The organism is Variovorax sp. 679 (genome assembly GCF_003952185.1).
Lineage (GTDB): Bacteria > Pseudomonadota > Gammaproteobacteria > Burkholderiales > Burkholderiaceae_C > Variovorax.
The window spans coordinates 476,099-494,535 of record NZ_RXFS01000007.1 but is presented as its reverse complement, the minus strand read 5'-3'; the positions used below and the strand labels follow the sequence as shown (position 1 = coordinate 494,535).

Annotated in this window: 21 protein-coding genes; 9 read left to right on the top strand and 12 right to left on the bottom strand. The window is 68.0% G+C overall.

What is annotated here, in order from left to right; all coding sequences use genetic code 11:
• The first annotated feature begins 81 nt into the window (after positions 1-81).
• The 4 genes from EJO71_RS20785 (at position 82) to minE (ending at position 3,521) form a co-directional block, all read left to right on the top strand.
• Entirely contained in the window at positions 82-1,365 is a 1,284-nt protein-coding gene (locus EJO71_RS20785) for a solute carrier family 23 protein (RefSeq protein ID WP_125950147.1), read from the top strand.
• A gap of 228 nt (positions 1,366-1,593) precedes the next feature.
• On the top strand, positions 1,594-2,355 hold the full coding sequence (gene minC, locus EJO71_RS20775; RefSeq protein WP_125950148.1) for a septum site-determining protein MinC: 762 nt from the start codon (positions 1,594-1,596) through the stop codon (positions 2,353-2,355).
• Positions 2,356-2,423: 68 nt separating this feature from the next.
• On the top strand, positions 2,424-3,239 hold the full coding sequence (gene minD, locus EJO71_RS20770; protein WP_125950149.1) for a septum site-determining protein MinD: 816 nt from the start codon (positions 2,424-2,426) through the stop codon (positions 3,237-3,239).
• 3 nt (positions 3,240-3,242) lie between these two features.
• Positions 3,243-3,521 carry a cell division topological specificity factor MinE gene (gene minE / locus EJO71_RS20765; RefSeq protein WP_093195747.1) on the top strand — a complete coding sequence of 93 codons (279 nt, stop codon included), beginning with the start codon at positions 3,243-3,245 and terminating at the stop codon, positions 3,519-3,521.
• On the opposite strand, the gene EJO71_RS20760 is transcribed toward minE, so the two are convergent.
• Positions 3,478-5,142: a rhodanese-like domain-containing protein gene (locus EJO71_RS20760; RefSeq protein WP_125950150.1), complete on the bottom strand. Its 1,665-nt coding sequence runs from the start codon at positions 5,140-5,142 to the stop codon at positions 3,478-3,480. The two genes, minE and EJO71_RS20760, sit on opposite strands and share 44 nt — an antisense overlap.
• Before the next feature lie 25 nt (positions 5,143-5,167).
• Positions 5,168-6,148: a tripartite tricarboxylate transporter substrate binding protein gene (locus EJO71_RS20755; RefSeq protein WP_125950151.1), complete on the bottom strand. Its 981-nt coding sequence runs from the start codon at positions 6,146-6,148 to the stop codon at positions 5,168-5,170.
• 152 nt (positions 6,149-6,300) lie between these two features.
• Here EJO71_RS20755 and EJO71_RS20750 point away from each other — a divergent pair, with 152 nt between their 5' ends.
• The gene (locus EJO71_RS20750; protein WP_125950152.1) at positions 6,301-7,236 is read left to right on the top strand and encodes a fatty acid desaturase; all 936 of its coding nucleotides are present in this window, start codon (positions 6,301-6,303) and stop codon (positions 7,234-7,236) included.
• A 10-nt stretch (positions 7,237-7,246) separates the two neighbouring features.
• Here the strand turns inward: EJO71_RS20750 and EJO71_RS20745 are convergent, their stop codons facing one another.
• Positions 7,247-8,164, bottom strand: a complete 918-nt coding sequence (locus tag EJO71_RS20745; protein ID WP_125950153.1) for an alpha/beta hydrolase — start codon at positions 8,162-8,164, stop codon at positions 7,247-7,249.
• Positions 8,165-8,390: 226 nt separating this feature from the next.
• A complete protein-coding gene (locus EJO71_RS20740) occupies positions 8,391-8,993 on the bottom strand; it encodes a TetR family transcriptional regulator (RefSeq protein ID WP_125950154.1) in 603 nt (200 codons plus the stop codon).
• Positions 8,994-9,173: 180 nt separating this feature from the next.
• Here EJO71_RS20740 and EJO71_RS20735 point away from each other — a divergent pair, with 180 nt between their 5' ends.
• Both EJO71_RS20735 and EJO71_RS20730 read left to right on the top strand, forming a co-directional pair.
• Complete coding sequence (locus EJO71_RS20735; RefSeq protein ID WP_125950155.1) at positions 9,174-10,118, top strand: CysB family HTH-type transcriptional regulator; 945 nt, start codon at positions 9,174-9,176, stop codon at positions 10,116-10,118.
• A 127-nt stretch (positions 10,119-10,245) separates the two neighbouring features.
• Complete coding sequence (locus EJO71_RS20730) at positions 10,246-10,512, top strand: hypothetical protein (protein ID WP_125950156.1); 267 nt, start codon at positions 10,246-10,248, stop codon at positions 10,510-10,512.
• Positions 10,513-10,591: 79 nt separating this feature from the next.
• Here EJO71_RS20730 and EJO71_RS20725 read toward each other — a convergent pair whose 3' ends face one another.
• Both EJO71_RS20725 and EJO71_RS20720 read right to left on the bottom strand, forming a co-directional pair.
• The gene (locus EJO71_RS20725) at positions 10,592-11,017 is read right to left on the bottom strand and encodes an RcnB family protein (RefSeq protein ID WP_125950157.1); all 426 of its coding nucleotides are present in this window, start codon (positions 11,015-11,017) and stop codon (positions 10,592-10,594) included.
• A gap of 127 nt (positions 11,018-11,144) precedes the next feature.
• A complete protein-coding gene (locus tag EJO71_RS20720) occupies positions 11,145-11,735 on the bottom strand; it encodes a dihydrofolate reductase family protein (RefSeq protein ID WP_125950158.1) in 591 nt (196 codons plus the stop codon).
• A gap of 101 nt (positions 11,736-11,836) precedes the next feature.
• Here EJO71_RS20720 and EJO71_RS20715 point away from each other — a divergent pair, with 101 nt between their 5' ends.
• Entirely contained in the window at positions 11,837-12,259 is a 423-nt protein-coding gene (locus EJO71_RS20715; protein WP_125950159.1) for a helix-turn-helix domain-containing protein, read from the top strand.
• Positions 12,260-12,269: 10 nt separating this feature from the next.
• On the opposite strand, the gene EJO71_RS20710 is transcribed toward EJO71_RS20715, so the two are convergent.
• The gene (locus EJO71_RS20710) at positions 12,270-12,983 is read right to left on the bottom strand and encodes a CPBP family intramembrane glutamic endopeptidase (protein ID WP_125950160.1); all 714 of its coding nucleotides are present in this window, start codon (positions 12,981-12,983) and stop codon (positions 12,270-12,272) included.
• A gap of 12 nt (positions 12,984-12,995) precedes the next feature.
• On the opposite strand from EJO71_RS20710, the gene EJO71_RS20705 reads away from it, so the two are divergent.
• Positions 12,996-13,391 (top strand): VOC family protein, encoded by a 396-nt coding sequence (locus tag EJO71_RS20705; RefSeq protein WP_125950161.1) that lies wholly within the window; start codon positions 12,996-12,998, stop codon positions 13,389-13,391.
• 25 nt (positions 13,392-13,416) lie between these two features.
• Here EJO71_RS20705 and EJO71_RS20700 read toward each other — a convergent pair whose 3' ends face one another.
• Genes EJO71_RS20700 through EJO71_RS20680 form a run of 5 tightly spaced genes read right to left on the bottom strand, consistent with a single transcriptional unit; the run spans position 13,417 to position 18,436 of the window.
• Positions 13,417-14,319 (bottom strand): VOC family protein, encoded by a 903-nt coding sequence (locus EJO71_RS20700; RefSeq protein WP_125950162.1) that lies wholly within the window; start codon positions 14,317-14,319, stop codon positions 13,417-13,419.
• 39 nt (positions 14,320-14,358) lie between these two features.
• Positions 14,359-15,198, bottom strand: coding sequence for an ABC transporter ATP-binding protein (locus EJO71_RS20695; RefSeq protein ID WP_240651448.1), 840 nt, complete (start codon positions 15,196-15,198; stop codon positions 14,359-14,361).
• Complete coding sequence (locus EJO71_RS20690; protein WP_125950163.1) at positions 15,195-16,031, bottom strand: ABC transporter ATP-binding protein; 837 nt, start codon at positions 16,029-16,031, stop codon at positions 15,195-15,197. The genes EJO71_RS20695 and EJO71_RS20690 overlap by 4 nt, the downstream gene beginning before the upstream one ends.
• Complete coding sequence (locus EJO71_RS20685) at positions 16,015-16,593, bottom strand: OsmC family protein (protein WP_125950164.1); 579 nt, start codon at positions 16,591-16,593, stop codon at positions 16,015-16,017. Before EJO71_RS20685 ends, EJO71_RS20690 begins: the two co-directional genes overlap by 17 nt.
• Before the next feature lie 13 nt (positions 16,594-16,606).
• Entirely contained in the window at positions 16,607-18,436 is a 1,830-nt protein-coding gene (locus EJO71_RS20680; protein WP_125950165.1) for an ABC transporter permease, read from the bottom strand.
• Position 18,437: the final 1 nt, after the last annotated feature.

The following is an 18,437-nucleotide window of genomic DNA, read 5'->3' as shown; positions in this document are numbered from 1 at the left end:
TCGCCCACAATCACGCCCCGGGAAAGCCGGAGCGTTCCGGGCCCCACCGCGCACAACACCCCAACAAGAGGAGAAAGAAGAATGTTCAACTGGACTGAACGGCCCGCGTCCGCGCTGGCCAACGGCGCGGTCATCGCGCCCGACGAGCGGCTGCCCTGGCTGCAGACCGGCGCCATGGGCGTGCAGCACGTCATCGCGATGTTCGGAGCCACGGTGCTCGCGCCGATCCTGATGGGCTTCAACCCCAACATCGCGATCCTGATGAGCGGCATCGGCACGCTGATCTTCTACTTCGTCACCGGCGGCAAGGTGCCCAGCTACCTGGGCTCGAGCTTCGCCTTCATCGGCGTGGTGATCGCGGCCAGCGGCTACGCGGGCAAGGGCCCCAACGCCAACATCGCGGTGGCGCTGGGCGGCATCGTGGCCTGCGGGGTGGTGTACATCCTGATCGGGGCCATCGTGCAGGCCGTCGGCACGGGCTGGATCGAACGCTTCATGCCGCCGGTGGTCACGGGCGCGGTGGTGGCGGTGATCGGGCTCAACCTGGCGAGCGTGCCGGTCAAGAACATGGCGGCCGGCAACTTCGACGCCTGGATGCAGGCCGTGACCTTCCTCTGCGTGGGCCTGGTGGCGGTGTTCACGCGCGGCATGCTGCAGCGCCTGCTGATCCTGGTGGGGCTGATCCTGGCCACGCTGGTCTACGCCGCGCTGACCAACGGACTGGGCATGGGCAAGCCGGTGGACCTGAGCGGCATCGCCAACGCGGCCTGGTTCGGCATGCCGACCTTCACGGCGCCGGTGTTCACGGCCAACGCGATGCTGCTGATCGCGCCCGTGGCGATCATCCTGGTGGCCGAGAACCTCGGTCACCTGAAGGCGGTGACGGCCATGACGGGCCGCAACCTCGACCCGTACATGGGCCGCGCCTTCATCGGCGACGGCATCGCCACGGTGGTGAGCGGCGCCGCAGGCGGCACGGGCGTGACCACCTACGCCGAGAACATCGGCGTGATGGCGGCCACGCGCATCTACTCCACCGCCGTGTTCGTGGTGGCGGCCGTCATCGCGCTGGTGCTGGGCTTCAGCCCGAAGTTCGGCGCGCTGATCCAGGCCATTCCGCTGCCGGTGATGGGCGGCGTGAGCATCGTGGTGTTCGGGCTGATCGCGATCGCGGGCGCCAAGATCTGGGTCGACAACAAGGTCGATTTCTCGCAAAACAAGAACCTGATCGTGGCGGCCATCACGCTGATCGTCGGCACGGGCGACTTCACGCTGAAGTTCGGCGATTTCGCGCTCGGCGGCATCGGCTGCGCGACCTTCGGGGCGATCATTCTCTACGCGCTGCTGGGCCGCTCGAAGAACTGAGCCGAAGGCGAACCTTCCAGGGATACCGTGGAACCGGCTTTGCCGGGCCACCGGTATCGCCCCCTGCAAGGGGGTTGGCGAAGCGCTACGAAGTACCGCGAAGCCTGGGGGTTAGCTTGGTAACCTCATGAAAGAAGTGTTTGCCGGAGGGCCTGAGGAAGGGCCCCTTCACCGGCGTTTGGCCCGCGCCCGTTAGACTCCAACGCTTTTCGCACCGACGTTTTCCCAATGGCCGATGTCTCCGCCGCGCGCACCAAGGCGGTTTTCGAATTCAAGAGCGCCACGCTGCCGCTGATCGCAGTGATCCTCAAGACGTCCGACCTGGACGTGCTGGCCGAGGCACTCGACGCCCAGCTGGCGGATTCGCCCGACTTCTTCGAGCAGGAGCCGGTGGTGATCGACCTCTCGCTGCTGCAGGAAGCGGAGGGAGGCGACGGCGACATCGACTTCGCCGCCCTGCGCGGCCTGCTGGCGCGCCACCAGACGCAGCCCATCGCGGTGCGCGGCGGCAACGACGCCCAGAACGCCGCGGCGCGCGCCGCCGGCCTCTCGGTGGCGGCCATGCCCGCGGCCCCTGCGCCCCGTGCACCGGCCCCGCCGGCCGAGCCCCCCGCTTCCGAAGCCCCGCAGATCGTGCGCGAGGTGCCGGTGCCGGCCAACGGCACGCTGCTGATCGACAAGCCGCTGCGCTCGGGCCAGCAGGTCTACGCCCGCGGCGGCGACGTGGTGGTGACCGCCGTGGTGAGCTTCGGTGCCGAAGTCATCGCCGACGGCAACGTGCACGTGTACGCACCGCTGCGCGGCAAGGCCATTGCCGGCGCGCGCGGCAACACCGAGGCGCGGATCTTCTCGACCTGCATGGAAGCGCAGCTGGTGGCCATCGCCGGCACCTACCGGACCAACGAGGTGCCGCTGCCCGACTCGGTGCTGGGAAAATCGGCCCAGGTTCGCCTGGACGGCAAAAAAATAGTGATCGACCCGATTCCCTGATCGAACCCGATCACGGAACGCGGCGACCCTGACAACCAACAACTGAATCGAAACAAGAAGGAATGGCCATGGCCAAAATTGTGGTGGTGACTTCGGGCAAGGGCGGCGTCGGCAAGACGACGACGAGCGCCAGCTTCGCGTCGGGCCTCGCGCTCGCGGGCAAGAAGACGGCCGTGATCGACTTCGACGTGGGCCTGCGCAACCTGGACCTGATCATGGGCTGCGAACGCCGCGTGGTGTACGACCTGATCAACGTCATCCAGGGCGAAGCCAACCTGAGCCAGGCGCTCATCAAGGACAAGCAGTGCGACAACCTGTTCGTGCTGGCCGCCTCGCAGACGCGCGACAAGGAAGCGCTCACGCAGGAAGGCGTCGAGAAGGTGCTGACCGACCTCGCCGCGATGGACTTCGAATACATCGTCTGCGACTCGCCCGCGGGCATCGAGACCGGCGCCATGATGGCGATGCACTTCGCCGACGAGGCGCTGGTGGTCACCAACCCCGAGGTCTCCTCGGTGCGCGACTCGGACCGCATCCTGGGCATGCTCAGCAGCAAGACCAAGCGCGCCAAGGAAGGCGGCGATCCCATCAAGGAGCATCTGCTCATCACCCGCTACAACCCGAACCGGGTGGCGGGCGGGCAGATGCTCTCGCTCGAAGACATCCAGGACATCCTGCGCATCAAGCTGATCGGCGTGATCCCCGAGTCGGAAAGCGTGCTGCATGCCTCCAACCAGGGCGTGCCCGCGATCCACGACAAGGACACCGACGTGGCGCAGGCCTACAGCGACGTGGTGGCGCGCTTCCTGGGCGAAGAGAAGCCGATGCGCTTCGTCGACGCCGAGAAGCCGGGCTTCTTCAAGCGCATTTTCGGGAGCAAGTAGCCCATGTCCTTTCTCTCGTTCCTGCTGGGCGAAAAGAAGAAGACTGCGAGCGTCGCGAAGGAGCGGCTGCAGATCATCCTCGCCCACGAGCGCTCGAGCCTCAGCGGCAAGAAGCGGCCCGACTACCTGCCCGAACTCCAGCGCGAGCTGGTGGCGGTGATTTCGAAGTACGTGTCGATCAACGCGGACGACATCAAGGTCAACCTGGAGACCCAGGACAACCTCGAGGTGCTCGACATCAAGATCGAGCTGCCCGACCCGGTTCCGGCGCCGGGGCGCTGAGCGGAAAGAAGTTGAAGCGAACGGACGGGTCCTGCAGGACCCGTCCGGACAATGCGCGCTCCCACGCGAGGTAGTCGGCCCAGGCCGCATCGCGGCGCGGACCGAAGACGCGCATCACCGAGCCCCAGTCGTCGTCGAAGGGGGTGAGTTGCTGGGCCGGCACGAAGGCCTCCGTCAGCGGCCTTCCCGAAGCCTTCCAGCCCTGCGTTCCGCCCTGGAGCCAGGTGAACACCGCGCCCGAATCCGGCCAACGCCGGTGCGCATCGCGCGCCACGCGGGCGGCGGCCGTGCCGTCGGGCGAGGCGAAGACCAGCGTGCGGCCGGCCATCGCGTGCGCGGCCAGCGGCGCGAGCGATGCCGGCAGCATGTAGAGCGCGCCCGGCAGGTGGCCGCGCTCGTAGTCGAGGCTGGGGCCGACGTCGATCACGGTGACGGCGCCGTTCCTGCGCAGCTGGGCCAATGCCTCGGGGGCGAGCGGCGGCGGGGCGCCATCGATGGTTGCGGAAAAGTCCGGCGGGGCCTGCAGAGGCGTGAGTTCGCCGTCGTACACATACACCTCGGCCTGGCCCAACTGCGTGAGCCAGAAGGCGGTGATGGCCGCGCGCAGGCGGTGGACGGGGTCGTCGACCAGCACGATGCGCGCGCCGCGCGTGCCCACGAGGTTCTCGAAGTGCATGAGCAATTGGCCGCCGGGCACCTGGCGCAGGCCGGTGCCCGCGAAGGCGGGATCGGGTTCGGGCCGCACGTCGAAGACGTAGAGGGTGCGCTCGCCGTCCTCGCGCCAACTAGCGAGCTGTGCGGCGTCGGCCACGGGCAGCGCGAAGCGCGCGAGCAGTTCGTCGGCGAGACCGCGCAGCACCTCGGAAGATTCGGGCGGCAGCTCGTCGTCAGGCGCCGCGTTCTGCACGGTGGGCGCGCCCCGCAGGCCCCAGTCCATGACGCCGTCCTCGACGAACACCGCTTCGCTCGCGCGACCGAGCAGCCGAAGCGTGGTCGCGCCGACGATGCCGCGCGTGCGGCTGAAGCAGTTGATGGCCCAGAGATGGCCTGCATCAGTCTTGGGCGGCTCGAAGCGGCGCAGCGCCAGCTCGGTGCCAGGATGGTTGCGCGCGCCGGGCAGCGAGAGGAATTCGAACTCCGCGCGCGGCCTCGCATCGACCAGCGTGGTCGGACGGCCTTCGCGCAGGCGCGCACGCAACGCCTCCACCGGCAAGCCCGGCGTGCCGTAGTGCATCCGTGCGCGGTCGCCGAAAGCCTTCACCAGCGTGCCGTAGCCGTCGATGGCGGGCAGTCCCTCGGTCACCCAGCGCTGCAGGCCGCCGTCGAGCGTGCGCACGTCGGTGTAGCCCAGGCGCGCGAGCACGGCCGATGCCGCCTGCGCGGCACCGTCGGGCGCGTCGTAGTCGTCGTAGAGCACCACCGGCGTGGAACGGCGCGGCACCAGTGCACCGACCTGCAATTCGAGGCCGCTGAAAGGTACGTTGCGCGCGAGGTTCAGGTGGCGCTGCACGAACCAGCGCGTCTCGCGCACGTCGAGCAGCGCGAGCTCGGTCGCGGGCTCTGCCAGCAGCAGGGCCCACAGCTCGCCGGGCGCGACGGCATTCTTCGGGGGCGTGCTCATGCGCGCATTCTCCGGGGCCTGCCGCTCAATTGGGCTGGATGCCGGCCTGCTTCACCACCGCGGTCCACTTGACGGTCTCGGTCTGGATGAAGCGCGCGAAGTCTTCCGGCGAGCTGCCCACGGTGAAGGCGCCGATGTCGTCGTAGCGCTTCCTGAAGTCGGCCGTCTGCACGATGTCGCGCAGCTCGCGCGACAGGCGCTGCACCAGCGGCGCGGGTGTGCCGCTGCGCACCACCACGCCGTACCAGGACGTGACCTCGAAGTCGGGCAGGCCGGCCTCGGCGGTGGTGGGCACGTCGGGCAGCCAGGGCGCGCGCGTGCGATAGGCCACCGCCAACGGCTTGAGCGTGCCGGCCTTCACGAAGGGAATGGCCGTGACCACCTCGTTGAAGATGAACTGGGTCTGGCCCGCGAGCAGGTCGTTGATGGCCGGAGCGCTGCCCTGGTAGGGAATGGCGGTGAAGTCGGCGCCGGTCTGAGTCTTCAGCAGCTCGCCCGCGAGGTGCGAATAGGCACCCACGCTGATGCCGTAGTTGACCTTGCCGGGGTTCTTCTTCGAGTAGTCGATCAGCTCGCGCGGGCTGACCACGGGCAGCTTCGGGTTCACCAGCAGCACCTGCGGCGTCTGCACGAGCAGCGACACGGGCGTGAAGTCGCGCGAGAGGTCGTAGCTCAGCTGCTTGAAGAGCGCCGGCTGCACCGTGAGGTTGGAGGCCGGCGCGAGCAGCAGCGTGTAGCCGTCGGCCGGCTGGCGTGCCACGTAGTCGAAGCCGATGTTGCCCGCCGCGCCGCTGCGGTTCTCGACCACCACCGGCTGCCTGAGCCGCTGCTGGAGCTGCTCGGAGACCTCGCGGGCGATCTTGTCGGCGATGCCTCCGGCCGGGTATGGCACGACAAGGCGGATGGTCCTGGTCGGGTAGTCGTCCAGCGTGGCGGCGTGGATCTGCACGTCGACGGACAGCGCTACGAGCAATGCCAGCGCGAGGCGGGTGAGGAAGTTCTTCATGGGGAGCGGAGCGGCCGGCAGGAATGCGGCAAAGCCAAGGAGCGTAGGCCGCACCTCTACGGGGCAGAACGAAGTTTCACGCCCATGCTTATGCGAAAAGCGCGCATGCAAACGGTCGCTTGCTACCTAGCATCGCAGTCCCATTCCTCGCCATGACATCGACTGCCGCATCCCTTCCCGAGAAAGCGCCTGCCCGCCGGCACTGGTGGTGGCACTACGAAGTGCCCACGCTGCTGCTGGCCGCAGCACTCTATGCGGCTTGGGCGGCGCTGGTGTGGTGGCACGCGGCGCTTCCGGGCTGGGCGCTGTTCATCGTCGGCGGCTTTCTCGCGCAGCTGCATTTCTCGCTGCAGCACGAGAGCATCCACGCGATGCGCCACCTGCCGAAATGGCTGCGCCACGCGGTGGTGTGGCCGCCGCTGAACCTGTGGCTGCCGTATCCGTTCTACAACCGCGGCCACAGTTCGCACCACGTCAACTACCACCTCACGCACCCGGAGCGCGACACCGAGAGCGCCTATCACTCCGCGCCGGCGTGGCAGGGCTATGGCCCGGTATGGCGCTGGATCTACATGGCCAACCAGACGATCGCGTTCCGCGTGGTGCTGGGGCCGTTCCTGCGGCTGTGGAAGCTGGTGCGCTTCGAAACCGGACGGGTGCTCGCGGGCGACTTCTCGCGCCTGCCGACGTGGTTCTGGCATGCGCTGAGCGTGGCGCCGGTGCTGTACTACGTGATCGCCGTCTGCGGCATGAGCCTGGGCGAGTACCTGCTGTACTTCGTGTACCCCGGGATGATGCTGGGCTCGCTGCGCACCTTCACCGAACACCGCTGGGCCGACACGCCGCACGAGCGCGTGGCCATCGTGGAATCGAACCTCGTGTTCGGGCTGCTGTACCTCTTCAACAACCTGCACCACGTGCACCATCGCGCGCCGACCATGCCGTGGTACGAGATACCGGTGTACTTCCGCAGGCACCGCGCGGCGGTGCTGGAGGCGAACGGCAACTTCTACTACCGGGGATATGGGGAGATCGTGCGGCGGCACCTGTTCAAGCCGGTGTTCACGCCGATCCACCCCACCTGGTAGCCCCTCCGGTTCAGTCCGCCGCCACGAAGCGCGACACCTGCTCCAGCACCTCGGCTTCCTTGAGGATGCGGCGATGCCCCCAGCCCTGCGTGGCGACGAGCCGTGCGCCTGCAATCGCGTCGCGGTAAGCCTCCGCGTCGGCGAAGCGATTCACGCGGTCGTCGCGGTCGTGCACGATCAGCGTGGGCTGCGCGATGCGCGGGCCCACGGCCGCAGGTTCGAGCTGCTGCATCAGCACGCCTTCGCGCGATTTGAACAACCGCTGCATCGCCAGCCGGGTGGCTTCATTGAGGCCGAAGGTGTGCGCGAAGTAGCGCGTGTAGTCGCGCGGCGAGGCCGGCGGCGCGAGCAGCACGATGCGCTCTGCCGACAGGCCGCGCGCGGCGGCCAGGGCCAGTCCGTTCGCACCAAGCGAATGGGCGACGGCTGCACGCAGTGCATGACCGTCCGCCGCGAGCCGGGCCGCGACATAGGCGATGGCGCGCGCGAACTGTGGCGAGTTGCTCATCATCCCGGCGCTGCGGCCGTGCGCCGGCAGTTCGAGCAGCACAGGCCGAAGTCCTGCCGCCGCCACGGCCTGCGCAAGCGGCAGCATCTGCCCCGCATGCCCGCCCCAGCCGTGCACCAGCAGCACCACGGGTGCCGACTCGGCGCCCGAGTCCTGCTCGGCGAGGTGATAGATACCGACGCTCGCGTCCTCGAAGGCCCACCCTTCGCGCCGCCATTCGGCACCGGGGCCCTGGCCGCGATAGAGCCACTTGGGCGGCAGCGGCGTGCCGAACAGGCGGTAGGCGGCCCGCACGCCCAGCGCAGGCCAGAGGCGCTGCGAGGCGGTCAGGCCGAAGCGCAGCGCGCGCATCGTGCGACTGGGCCGGTAGTAGTTCGACTGCGCGGCGTGGCCGGCAGCCGGGGTGGAAGTGCTCGTCATGGCGTGGCGTTCCTCGCGGGCGTTCAGTACCAGACCCAGTCCCCGTTGCTGCGGGGCAGGCTGCTCAGGGTGTCGCGAAGGCTCCTGACGCCAAGGACGGCCGCATAGGCGGCAAGCAAGAGGGCAATGATCAGCATGGTGCTTCTCCTTTTTATCGCACGACTGTGCGAAATTCTGGCAAATGAAAGCGCGGGAAATCCGCCTGCTTCGTGAATACGCCGGCCGCTCAGGCGAGGTAGCTGGAAAGAAGCCGCTGCCACGTTTGCGTGGCGCGGTCGGCGGCCTGCGGGTCGCGCAGGAAGCGCGCGTCGTGCAGCTGGGTCATGGTCAGGCCATTGATCTCGCTCACGAGCTGGGCAGGGTCGGTGTCGGGCTTGAGCTCGCCGGTTTCGATGGCCTGCAGCACGGTGCGGCGAAGCGCGGCGCGCCAGCGGGTGATTTCGCCGAGCAGCATCTCGCGCAGCTCGCCCTCGCGGTCGTCGAACTCGAAGGCGCCTGCCGTGTAGAGGCAGCCGGTGTACATCTCGACGTCGCGCATGCGGGCGATCCAGCGCCCCACGATGTCGTTGAGCCGGGGCAGGCCCTTGGGCTTCTGCATGGCGGGCACGAACACGTCGGCCAGGAAGCCACGGCCGTATTCCTCGATGACGGCCTTCTGCAGCGCCTCGCGCGAACCCACGCGGGAGAACACACCGCTCTTGGACAGGCCCAGCTTGCTGGCCACGGCCTGCAGCGTGATCGCTTCCAGGCCCTCGGCCAGCGCGAGGTTCATTGCCGCGCCGACGATGGCGGCACGGGTGAGTTCGCTTTTCTGGGTCTTGGCGTCCATGCGGCGGACTTTAGCACAATCGTGCGAAACTTCAAGCAAGCGATGGAAACCCACAGCCGAAGGGCCTTAAAGATGTTTTGCTCATGTGGAACCAACAAACGCATCGTTCCCCGAATAAGCGCTTCTGCCGAGAATCGCCGGTCGGCCCCAGCCGGGGCTTCGATGACTCTTCCGCGCCAGATGAACTTCCAACAACTGCGCTCGGTACGCGAGGCCGTTCGTTGCGGCTTCAACCTGACCGAAGTCGCCCACACCCTTCACACCTCCCAGCCCGGCGTGAGCCGGCAGATCCGCGAGCTCGAGGAAGAGCTCGGCATAGAGCTCTTCGTGCGCGCCGGCAAGCGGCTCACGGGGCTCACCGAGCCCGGCGGGCACGTGCTGCCGATCATCGAGCGCATGCTGATGGAGAGCAGCAACCTCAGGCATGCGGGCCAGGAATTCGTCGCGCAGCAAAGCGGCCTGCTCTCGGTGGCGGCCACGCACTCGCAGGCGCGCTACGCGATGCCGGTGGCGGTGCAGGAATTCCGCGCGCAATTCCCGAACGTGAAGCTGCACCTGCACCAGGGTTCGCCCAAGCAGATCGCGCAGATGCTGCTCGACGGCGAGGCCGACGTTGGCATCGCCACCGAGGCGCTGGGCGACTATCCGCAGCTGGTGGCCCTGCCCTGCTACCGCTGGACGCATTCGGTGATCGTGCCGCCGGGGCACCCGCTGCTCGACGCGCCGCTGACGCTGGAGGCACTCACGCGCTATCCGCTGATCACCTACGACACGGGCTTCACAGGCCGTTCGCGCATCGACGAGGCCTTCGAGCAGCGCGGACTGCAGCCCAACATCGTGCTGGCCGCGATGGACGCCGACGTGATCAAGACCTACGTGCAACTGGGCCTGGGCATAGGCATCGTGGCCGGCGTGGCCTACGAGGCCGAGCGCGACACGCAGCTGCGCGCGCTCGATGCGGGGCGGCTGTTCGGCATCAACCTCACCAAGCTGGCGGTGCGGCGGGGCACCTACCTGCGCAAGTACGTCTATGCCTTCATCGAATCGTTCGCGCCCACGCTGACGCGCGCGGTCGTCGAAAAGGCTCTGGGAGACGAAGCAAGGGCCTCGCACTACGAAATCTAGGGCTTGTCCAGAGCCTGTTGCGCGGTGTGTACTGGGGACGACAGAAAGGTTAAAAAAGAAGACTGCAGCTTCACACAGGCGGCGTACATTCGGGTTAATTCCCTGGCTTCCTGGAAATGGATCAGCAATGGCATCGTCGACCTCGCAACAGCAGCAACAGCAAACAAGGGCCGCCCTCAAGGCAGCCGATGCGGCGGAGCGGCGAGAACGGCTCAGACGGGGCCTGCCCGGCGTGGTGGAGCTGCTGCAGAGCCGACAGGCCGACCGCATCGACGACGCCGACATCGATGCGTACGTGAGCCTCAACTGGCTCGAGTGGCACGGCGGTGGTCTTCGCCTGACCATCACGGGGCGCAACGTCTGCGCCCAGTCCGTGCCCACCGCGCTGGTCTGAAGACCGGCTCCGGCGTTCCCTCCAAAAGAAAAACCGCCGCGGTTGCCCGTGGCGGTTTTGTCGTGGTGCGAGCCTTTGCTTACTGGCCAGCGATGATGTTCGCGATCACGCCGGTGGCAATGGCCGCCAGCACGAAGTCGCCGCCCACGCCCACCCACTGATAGCCACGGGGCGGCTGCTGCAGCCGGTAGGCGCGCCAGTCCTGCACCACGTAGTTGCGGCCACGGTACTCCTGCGGCACGCGGCCACCACGGCGCCATTCGGTGTGCGGCTGCGGGAAGCCACGGCGATCGAACTGGCGACCGTCGCGGAAGTCCTGGTTGCCGCGGTAGTAGTCGCCATGCGGCCCCCTGCGGTCGAAATTGCGGTCGCGCTGCTCGTAGCGGCCGCCGCCGGGGCGGCCGTTGTCGAAGCGGCGGTCTTGCGCGAAGGCGCTTCCCGCGGCCATGCTCATCGCGAGTGCAGCGGCGGCCACGGCCATGATCTTCGAGTTGGTGTTGTTCATCCGGAACTCCTTCATGCGTTGATGACGAGTCCATTGTGTGGACCGCATGTGTCCGTTTCCACCACTTCAGGTCGCGGTCAGGTGAAATCAGGTAAGCGCTGGTATCTGTGCGGCACCTTGTCCTGCATCAGGCCGGCACGTAGCGGTTGACCACCATCCCGCTCTCGTAGGCCGTGGAGCGCAGCAGCCGCAGCCTGTTGCCCTTGCGCTGGTCGTGGAACACCGAGCGCCCCGCACCCACGGCCGTGGGGTTCACGAAGAACTGGAACTCGTCGACCAGCCCCGCCTCGACCAGCGCCGATGCGAAGCCCACGCCCCCGATGGTGATGATGTCCTTGCCCGGCTCGCGCTTGAGCGCGTTCACCTCCTCGGCCATGCCGCCGCGCGCGATGACAGTGCGCTCCCAGCGCGAGGAAGCGAGCTTGTCGGTGAGCACGACCTTGCGCGCGTCGACGATCTTCCGCGCGAAGGCGTAGTGCGGATTCGCGGGAAAGTTCTTTGCCGCACGGCCCCAGTGGTCGAGATAGCCCTCTTGCGCGATGAGCCGGCTCAGCAGGATGGTGTCGATGCCTTCGAAGACGGCGTTGAAGTCGCGCTTCAGTGCGTCGTCCCAGGCCCAGCGCTCGCCCCAGCCCCACAACTGCCAGTCGAGGCTGCCATTGGCCGGCGACACATAGCCGTCGACCGACATCTGCATTTGCAGGATGAGTTTTCTCATGCCGGTTCTCCTTCGGATACTGCTTGCCAAATGCAAGCGGTTGAAGTGTTCGGCAACTGATGCAAAAATGCAAGCAGTTTTTCAAAGAGATCGGAAACACCATGGCCTCCAGCGAAAAGTCGGCATGTCCGATCAACCTCGCGCTCGAAGTCTTCGGCGACCGGTGGAGCCTGCTGATCGTTCGCGACATGATGTTCGCGGGCAAGCGCCACTTCCGCGAGTTCCTGCAGTCCGAGGAAGGCATCTCCTCGAACATCCTCACCGAGCGTCTCGGCAAGCTGGTCGAGTACGGCGTTCTCTCCAAGGCCGACGACCCGACCCACAAGCAGAAGGCCATCTACAGCCTCACGCCGATGGGCATCGACCTGCTGCCGGTGGTGGCGCAGATCGGCATCTGGGGTCGTAAATACCGGCCAGTGACCGAAGAGAGCGGCGCTCCCGCCGAAGCGCTGGAAAAAGGCGGGGCCGCTCTGCAGAAGAAGATGCAGGCCGGGCTGCGCAAGGCGCATCTCGGCGGGCACTGAGGTCGCAGCGTCAGTAGAGGCCACCTGCGAGCGCGGCAATGGCCAGACCATGCGCCAGCGTGGCCGCAAGCAACCCCGCACGCCGGTACACGAGGCCCGCGACCAGCCCTTCGATCAGCGTGAAGACCAGCACCGGCAGCCCCACGCGCGTGACGATCAGCGCCAGCCATGCGTGGCACAGGCTGAACAGCACGGCCGCCACGACCGCCGCGCGCATCGGCGCCATGTGCTGCGCCAGGCGCTGCTGCAGCATGCCGCGGAACAGCAGCTCTTCATACGCGTTGCCGAGCAGCGCGAAGACCAGGATCGGCAGGAGCATGACCGCGTCGGGCTTCGGAAGCGACGGCAGCCCCAGTGCCGTCTTCAGCGTAGCAGCCACCGCGGTGATGACTGCTGCGCCAAGCAAGCCCCAGAGCACGGAAGGCACGAGCCGCCCTCCTCGCCGCCACTCCACGCGCTCGAGCCACGCCACGCCGGCGAACAGTGCGGCCGACACGCCCGCCAGCGCGAGCAGCACGGGCGCCGGGGCCGTCAGTCGCATCGATCCCGCGCCCAGCTGCCAGAAGCCCGCGGGGCTCATCGCATCGCGCGCGAAGATGAAGAACAGGATGTGGACCGCCAGCCGCGCGCCGACCAATCCACGCGGAATGGCCAGCAGGAGCACCAGCGCGAGCACGCCGGCAGGCAGAATCGAAACCAGGTAGCCGTACAGTGAAGAAACCATCGGGAGGAACGTATGCCTGAACAAGCCGCACCGGCAGCCGCAGTGATCTATGCCAAGGACGTCGCGCGCCTCGGCGCCTTCTATGCGGATGTCGCGGGCCTCTCGATCATGCACGCGGAGGCCGACCACACGAGCCTCGAGTCGGCATCGCTGCAGCTTTTCATTGTCGCGATCAACCCGACGATCGCAGCAAAGGTCCAGATCGCGCAGCCGCCGGTGCCGAGGGAGAACACCGCGTTGAAGTTCATCTTCCCGGTGGCGAGCCTTGCGGCGGCGCGCAAGCTCGCGGTCGAGGCCGGCGGCTCATTGAAGCCGGCCGGGGCCGAATGGGCGTTCAACGGCTTCCGCCATTGCGACGGCGTCGACCCCGAGGGCAACGTGTTCCAGCTGCGCGAGCGCGCAGGCTGACGAACGCTGTCGCGCCCTCGTCAGCTCATCCGCCGACCACGCTGTTGACCTGGTAGCTGCGCGCGCTGCCGCTGCCGTGCCTGGCATGCCGGTCCAGCGGCGGCAGGTCGAGCTCGATCAGCGCGCCGTGCGCGCGGGCCAGGTCGAAGGTACCGGTCGACTGCGGCCTGTCGGTGTGCAGCACGAGCGCATACGGCCCCTCGCCGCGCGCCGCGATGCGTTGCGCAAGGGTGCCGCCTCCCTCCCCTGCATGCGTACCGTTCTCGCGCGGCGACGACAGCACGAGCACGCTGCCGCCCAGCACGATCACCGCCACGCGCACATTGCTGCCGGGCACGGCCACCGGCTCGCCGATGTGCGTGTCGGCATCGTCGCCGGACACCGTGCCGAACAGCGCCCGGTAACGCGCCAGCGTGGCGTCGAGATCGCGCACCGCGATCGCCAGGCTCGCCACGCCGAGCGCGCCGTTGGCATGCACGCGCACCTCGCCCTCGGGCACGCGCAATGCGCGCGGCGTGAGGTCGCCGCACAGGAAAGGCAGGTCGGCCGAAGGCGCTCGCGCCGTCTGCCAGCGCAGGCGTTCGCCATCGGGCCGCACGCGACCGCCGTCTAGCGGGCCGTCGAGCACGAGGCCCCGAGCCTTCGCATCGGCGACCGTGGTGGCGGTGTCGCGCGGCAGCAGCGCGAAGTCGACGATGCCTTCGCCGTGCTTCTGCAGCAGTTGCCACCAGCGCTCGGTGGGCGAAGGCTCGCGCCATGCGATGAGCTCGAAGTAGCTGCCGTCGCCGAACACCACCAGCGCGTTGTGCGTGGCGCGGCCCGGATGGTCGCCGCCGCGCAGCACGTGGAAGCCCAGTGCGCCATAGTCGGCGATGGCGCGTTCGAGGTCGTGCACCGCGATGACGATGTGGTCGAGTTTCAAGGCCATGTGCATGTTCTCCCGTGGATGTTTTTCGGATCTTGCGGATCAGGAGGCGGTACGCGCCGCGCCGTCGCCGCCGAGGTAGGCGTCGCGGATGCGCGCATCGGCCAGCAGCTCGCGCGCCGGGCCCGAGAGCACGATGCGCCCCGTCTGCAGCACGTAGCCGTGGTGCGCGATCTGCAGCGCGAGGCTCGCGTTCTGCTCGACCATGAACACCGACACACCCTGCGCGTTGATGCGCGCGATGAGCTCCAGCACCTTGTCGACGTACAGCGGCGACAGGCCCATGGTCGGCTCGTCCATGCAGATGAGCTGGGGGCGACCCATGAGCGCGCGCGCCATGGCCACCATCTGCTGCTCGCCGCCCGAGAGCGTGCCGGCCTGGAACTCGATGCGCTCGGCCACGCGCGGGAACAGCTCCAGCATGCGTTCGAGGTCTTCGGCCACGGCCTTGCGGTCGCTGCGCGCATAGGCACCCATCAGCAGGTTCTCGCGCACCGTCATCGCGGGGAACAGGCGGCGCGCCTCGGGCACCGAGCCGATGCCGCGGCGGATGATCTGCGGCGTGCTCAGCCCGAGCGTCGATTCGCCGTTGAACTCGACCTGGCCCGAACGCGGCTTGAGCAGGCCGAGCACGATCTTCATCGTGGTCGACTTGCCGCTGGCATTGCCGCCGAGCAGGCTGACGATCTGGCCCCTGCGCACTTCGATGTCCAGGTCGAAGTGGGCCTGCACGGGGCCGTAGAAGCTGTTGACCTTGCCGAGCTTCAGCAGCGATCCATTGGCCGCGGGAGCCGCGGCGGTGCGTTCGGGCAGATCCTCGTCGCGGCCCTCGCCCCAAAGGGACGAGGGAGGAAGTCCCGTGCGAGCGACGGTGGCGATCATGCGGCCACCGCCTCTCCGACGTGCCGGTGGCCGAGGTACGCCTCGATCACCGCCGGGTCGTTGCGCACTTCGTCGGGCAGGCCTTCGGCGATCTTGCGGCCGTCGTCGAGCACGGCCACGCGGTCCGACAGCTGCATCACGAGGTCGAGCTTGTGCTCGATCAGCAGGATGGCCTGGCCGCGCGCCTTGAGGCCGCGAATGATCTCCAGCATCTCGGCCGTCTCGCTCTCGTTCATGCCGGCGGTGGGCTCGTCGAGCAGCAGCAGGCGCGGCTTGAGGGCGAGCGCACGCGCAATCTCCACGCGGCGGCGGTTGGCGTACGAGAGGCTGTAGGCCGGATGATCGATGCGCGGCGCGAGGCGTTCGCCGAAGAGCGCGATGATCTCGCGCGCCTCTTCGCGCAGCGCCTCTTCCTCGCGCCGCACGGCACCTGGCTGGACCAGCGCGAGTGCGAGTTCGGCCAATGCCCCCAGACCCGGCACGCCGCCGGCGCGTGGTTTCACGGCGCGCAGCCGCGTGTGCGCGCCGACCAGCACGTTGTCGAGCACCGAAAGATTCGCGAACACGCGCCCGTGCTGGAAGGTGCGCGCCAATCCGCGCTGCGCGAGCTGCTGCGCCGGCAGGCCGGTGATGTCCCGCCCCTCGAACAGCACCTGCCCTTCGTCAGGCCGGTCGAGGCCTGTGACGAGATTGAACAACGTCGTCTTGCCCGCGCCGTTCGGCCCGATCACGCTCAGCAGCTCGCCCTCGCCCACATGCAGGTCGACGGCGTTGACGGCGGTGAGCCCGCCGAAGCGGCGCACGAGGCCCCGTATCTCAAGCAGCGATGGCATCGCCCTCTTTCCGCGATGCGTTGGCGGCCTCTGCCTTTGAGTTGACCAGCTTCACCTCTGCGCGGATGGTCTGCGGATTGCGCAGCAGGTTCAGGATGGGGCAGTTGCGTTCCACCGCCTCGAACAGCGCATCGATCTCCTCGCGGCTCGCGGGCGAATCGATGTGCACCGTGTAGCCGATCTCGTGCGGCCAGATGGGCGTCTTCTCGTGGCCCGGCTTGCCGCCGCGCGGATCGATGATGCCCGTCACCTCCACCTCGAGGCTTTCGAGCGGCACCTGCCGTTCCGCCGCCTGGATCAGGAAGATGTGCGTGACGCAGGTGCCGAGCACGCCCAGCTGCAGCTCGGGCGAGCTGGGGCCGAGGTCGTAGCCCGCGAAGTCCGGCGGGCTGTCGCTGATGACCTGGTGCTCGCGGATGCGCAGGCGGCGCACGCCGCTGCGGCCTTCGGCGCGCACGCTGGCCTTCAGCTGCACAGGTTGTGCGGTGCCGCCCGAGACGGCGGCATTGCGCGCCAGCACGGCGGCACGTTTCTCGGCGAGATAGTCGTTGAGGTGGCTCATGTGATGTGTTCTTTCAGACAGTGCCCAACAGGCCTTGGGGGCGGAAGCGGATCAGCAGGAGAAGCGCAACGCCGTAGATCAGCATCCGGTACTCGGCAGTCACGCGAAACAGTTCAGGCAGGCTCACGAGCGCGACCGCGCCCAGCAGCGCGCCGCTGATGTTCCCGAGCCCGCCGAGGATGACCATCGTCAGCGCGAGGATCGAGATCTGCGAGCCGAAGGTCTCGTGGTTGATATACGAATACATGTGCGCGGTGAAGGCGCCGCTGACGCCCGCCGCGAAGCCGCCGAAGCCGAAGGCCAGCGCCTTGTAGCGGTCGGGGCTCACGCCGTAGGCCCGCGCGGCCACTTCGTCCTCGCGCACCGCGCGGAAGGTGCGGCCCAGGTGCGAGCGCAGGAGACGCCACTGCAGCAGGGCAAGAAACACCATCGCACCGAGAGAGGCCCAGTAGATGGCCTCGTTCGACGAGGCGTCTCGCCCGAGCAGCGAAAGCGGCGGGATGCCCGACACGCCGATGGGCCCGTGCGTGAGGCTTTCCCAGTTGAGGATGGTGAGCGCCACGATCTCGCCGATGCCCAGCGTGGCGATCGACACGTAGTGGCCGCGCAGCCTGAAGGCCGGGAAGATCAGCGCCGTGCCGATCAGCGAAGTGAGGATGCCCGCGAGCACGATGCCGGTGCCCACCGGCAGGCGCAGGTCGAGCACCAGCAGCGACGAGGCATACGCGCCGATGGCCAGCAACCCGGCATGGCCCAGCGAGATCTGCCCAATGGTGCCGGCCACCAGCGTGAGGCTCAGCGCGAGCGCGCCGTAGAGCCACGCGTTGGTGAGCGTCTGCAGCAGGTAGGGCGACGGATCGAAGAGCGGCAGCGCCACCGCCGCGGCGAACAGCGCGAGCAGCAGGCTTCGCGGCGCGTGCCACGGCTTGCTCGGCGCGATGAAGGTGCCCGTGAGCGGCTCGGGCGGCAATGCGCGCTTGCGCCCGAACAGCCCGTTGGGCTTCCACACCAGGATGACCAGCAGCAGCGCGAACGCGAAGAGGTTCCGGTACGGCGTGCCGAGGATCGCCACGCCGTAGCTCTCGATCAGCCCCAGCAGCAGGCTGCCGGCGATGGCGCCCGGCACGTTGCCCACGCCGCCCACCACGGTGGCCACCACGCCCTTGAGCGTGGCCTGGAAGCTCATCGCGGGGCTGATGTTGTTGTAGTACATGCCCACCAGCAGGCCCGAGAGGCCGCCCAGCGCGGCGGCGATGGCGAACACGGCCTGGTTCACGCGGTCGACGTCCACGCCCATCTGCTGCGCCGCGTCGCGGTCCTGCGCGGTGGCGCGCACGGCCCAGCCCAGTTTCGTGAAACGCAGGAAGCCGAACAGCACGGCCGCGCTCGCGATGCCGATGCCCGCAATGAGGATGTCGAGCGCACCGATGGTGCCGGTGCCGATCTGCAGGCGCCAGTCGGGCAGCTGCGTGGGCAGTGAGCGCGGGTCGGGGCTGAACACCAGCTGCACGAGGATGTCGAGCACGAAGCTGATGCCGATGGTGGCCAGCAGCGGCGCGATGCGTGCCGCGCCCTGCAGCGGCCGCAGGCCCACGCGCTCGATCAGCATGCCGAGCGCGCCCGAGCCGAGCACCACCAGCGCGATGGTCACGGGCAGCGGCGTGTGCAGGTAGGTGATCGACGCCCAGCCGATGTACGCACCCACCGTGTACACCGAGCCGTGCGCGAAGTTGATGAGGTGCGAGACGCCGAAGATCAATGCGAGGCCGACCGCCAGCAACGCATAGATGTTGCCGATGATCAGGCCGTTGACGGTGTAGTCGAAGAAAGACGTGAAGCTCATC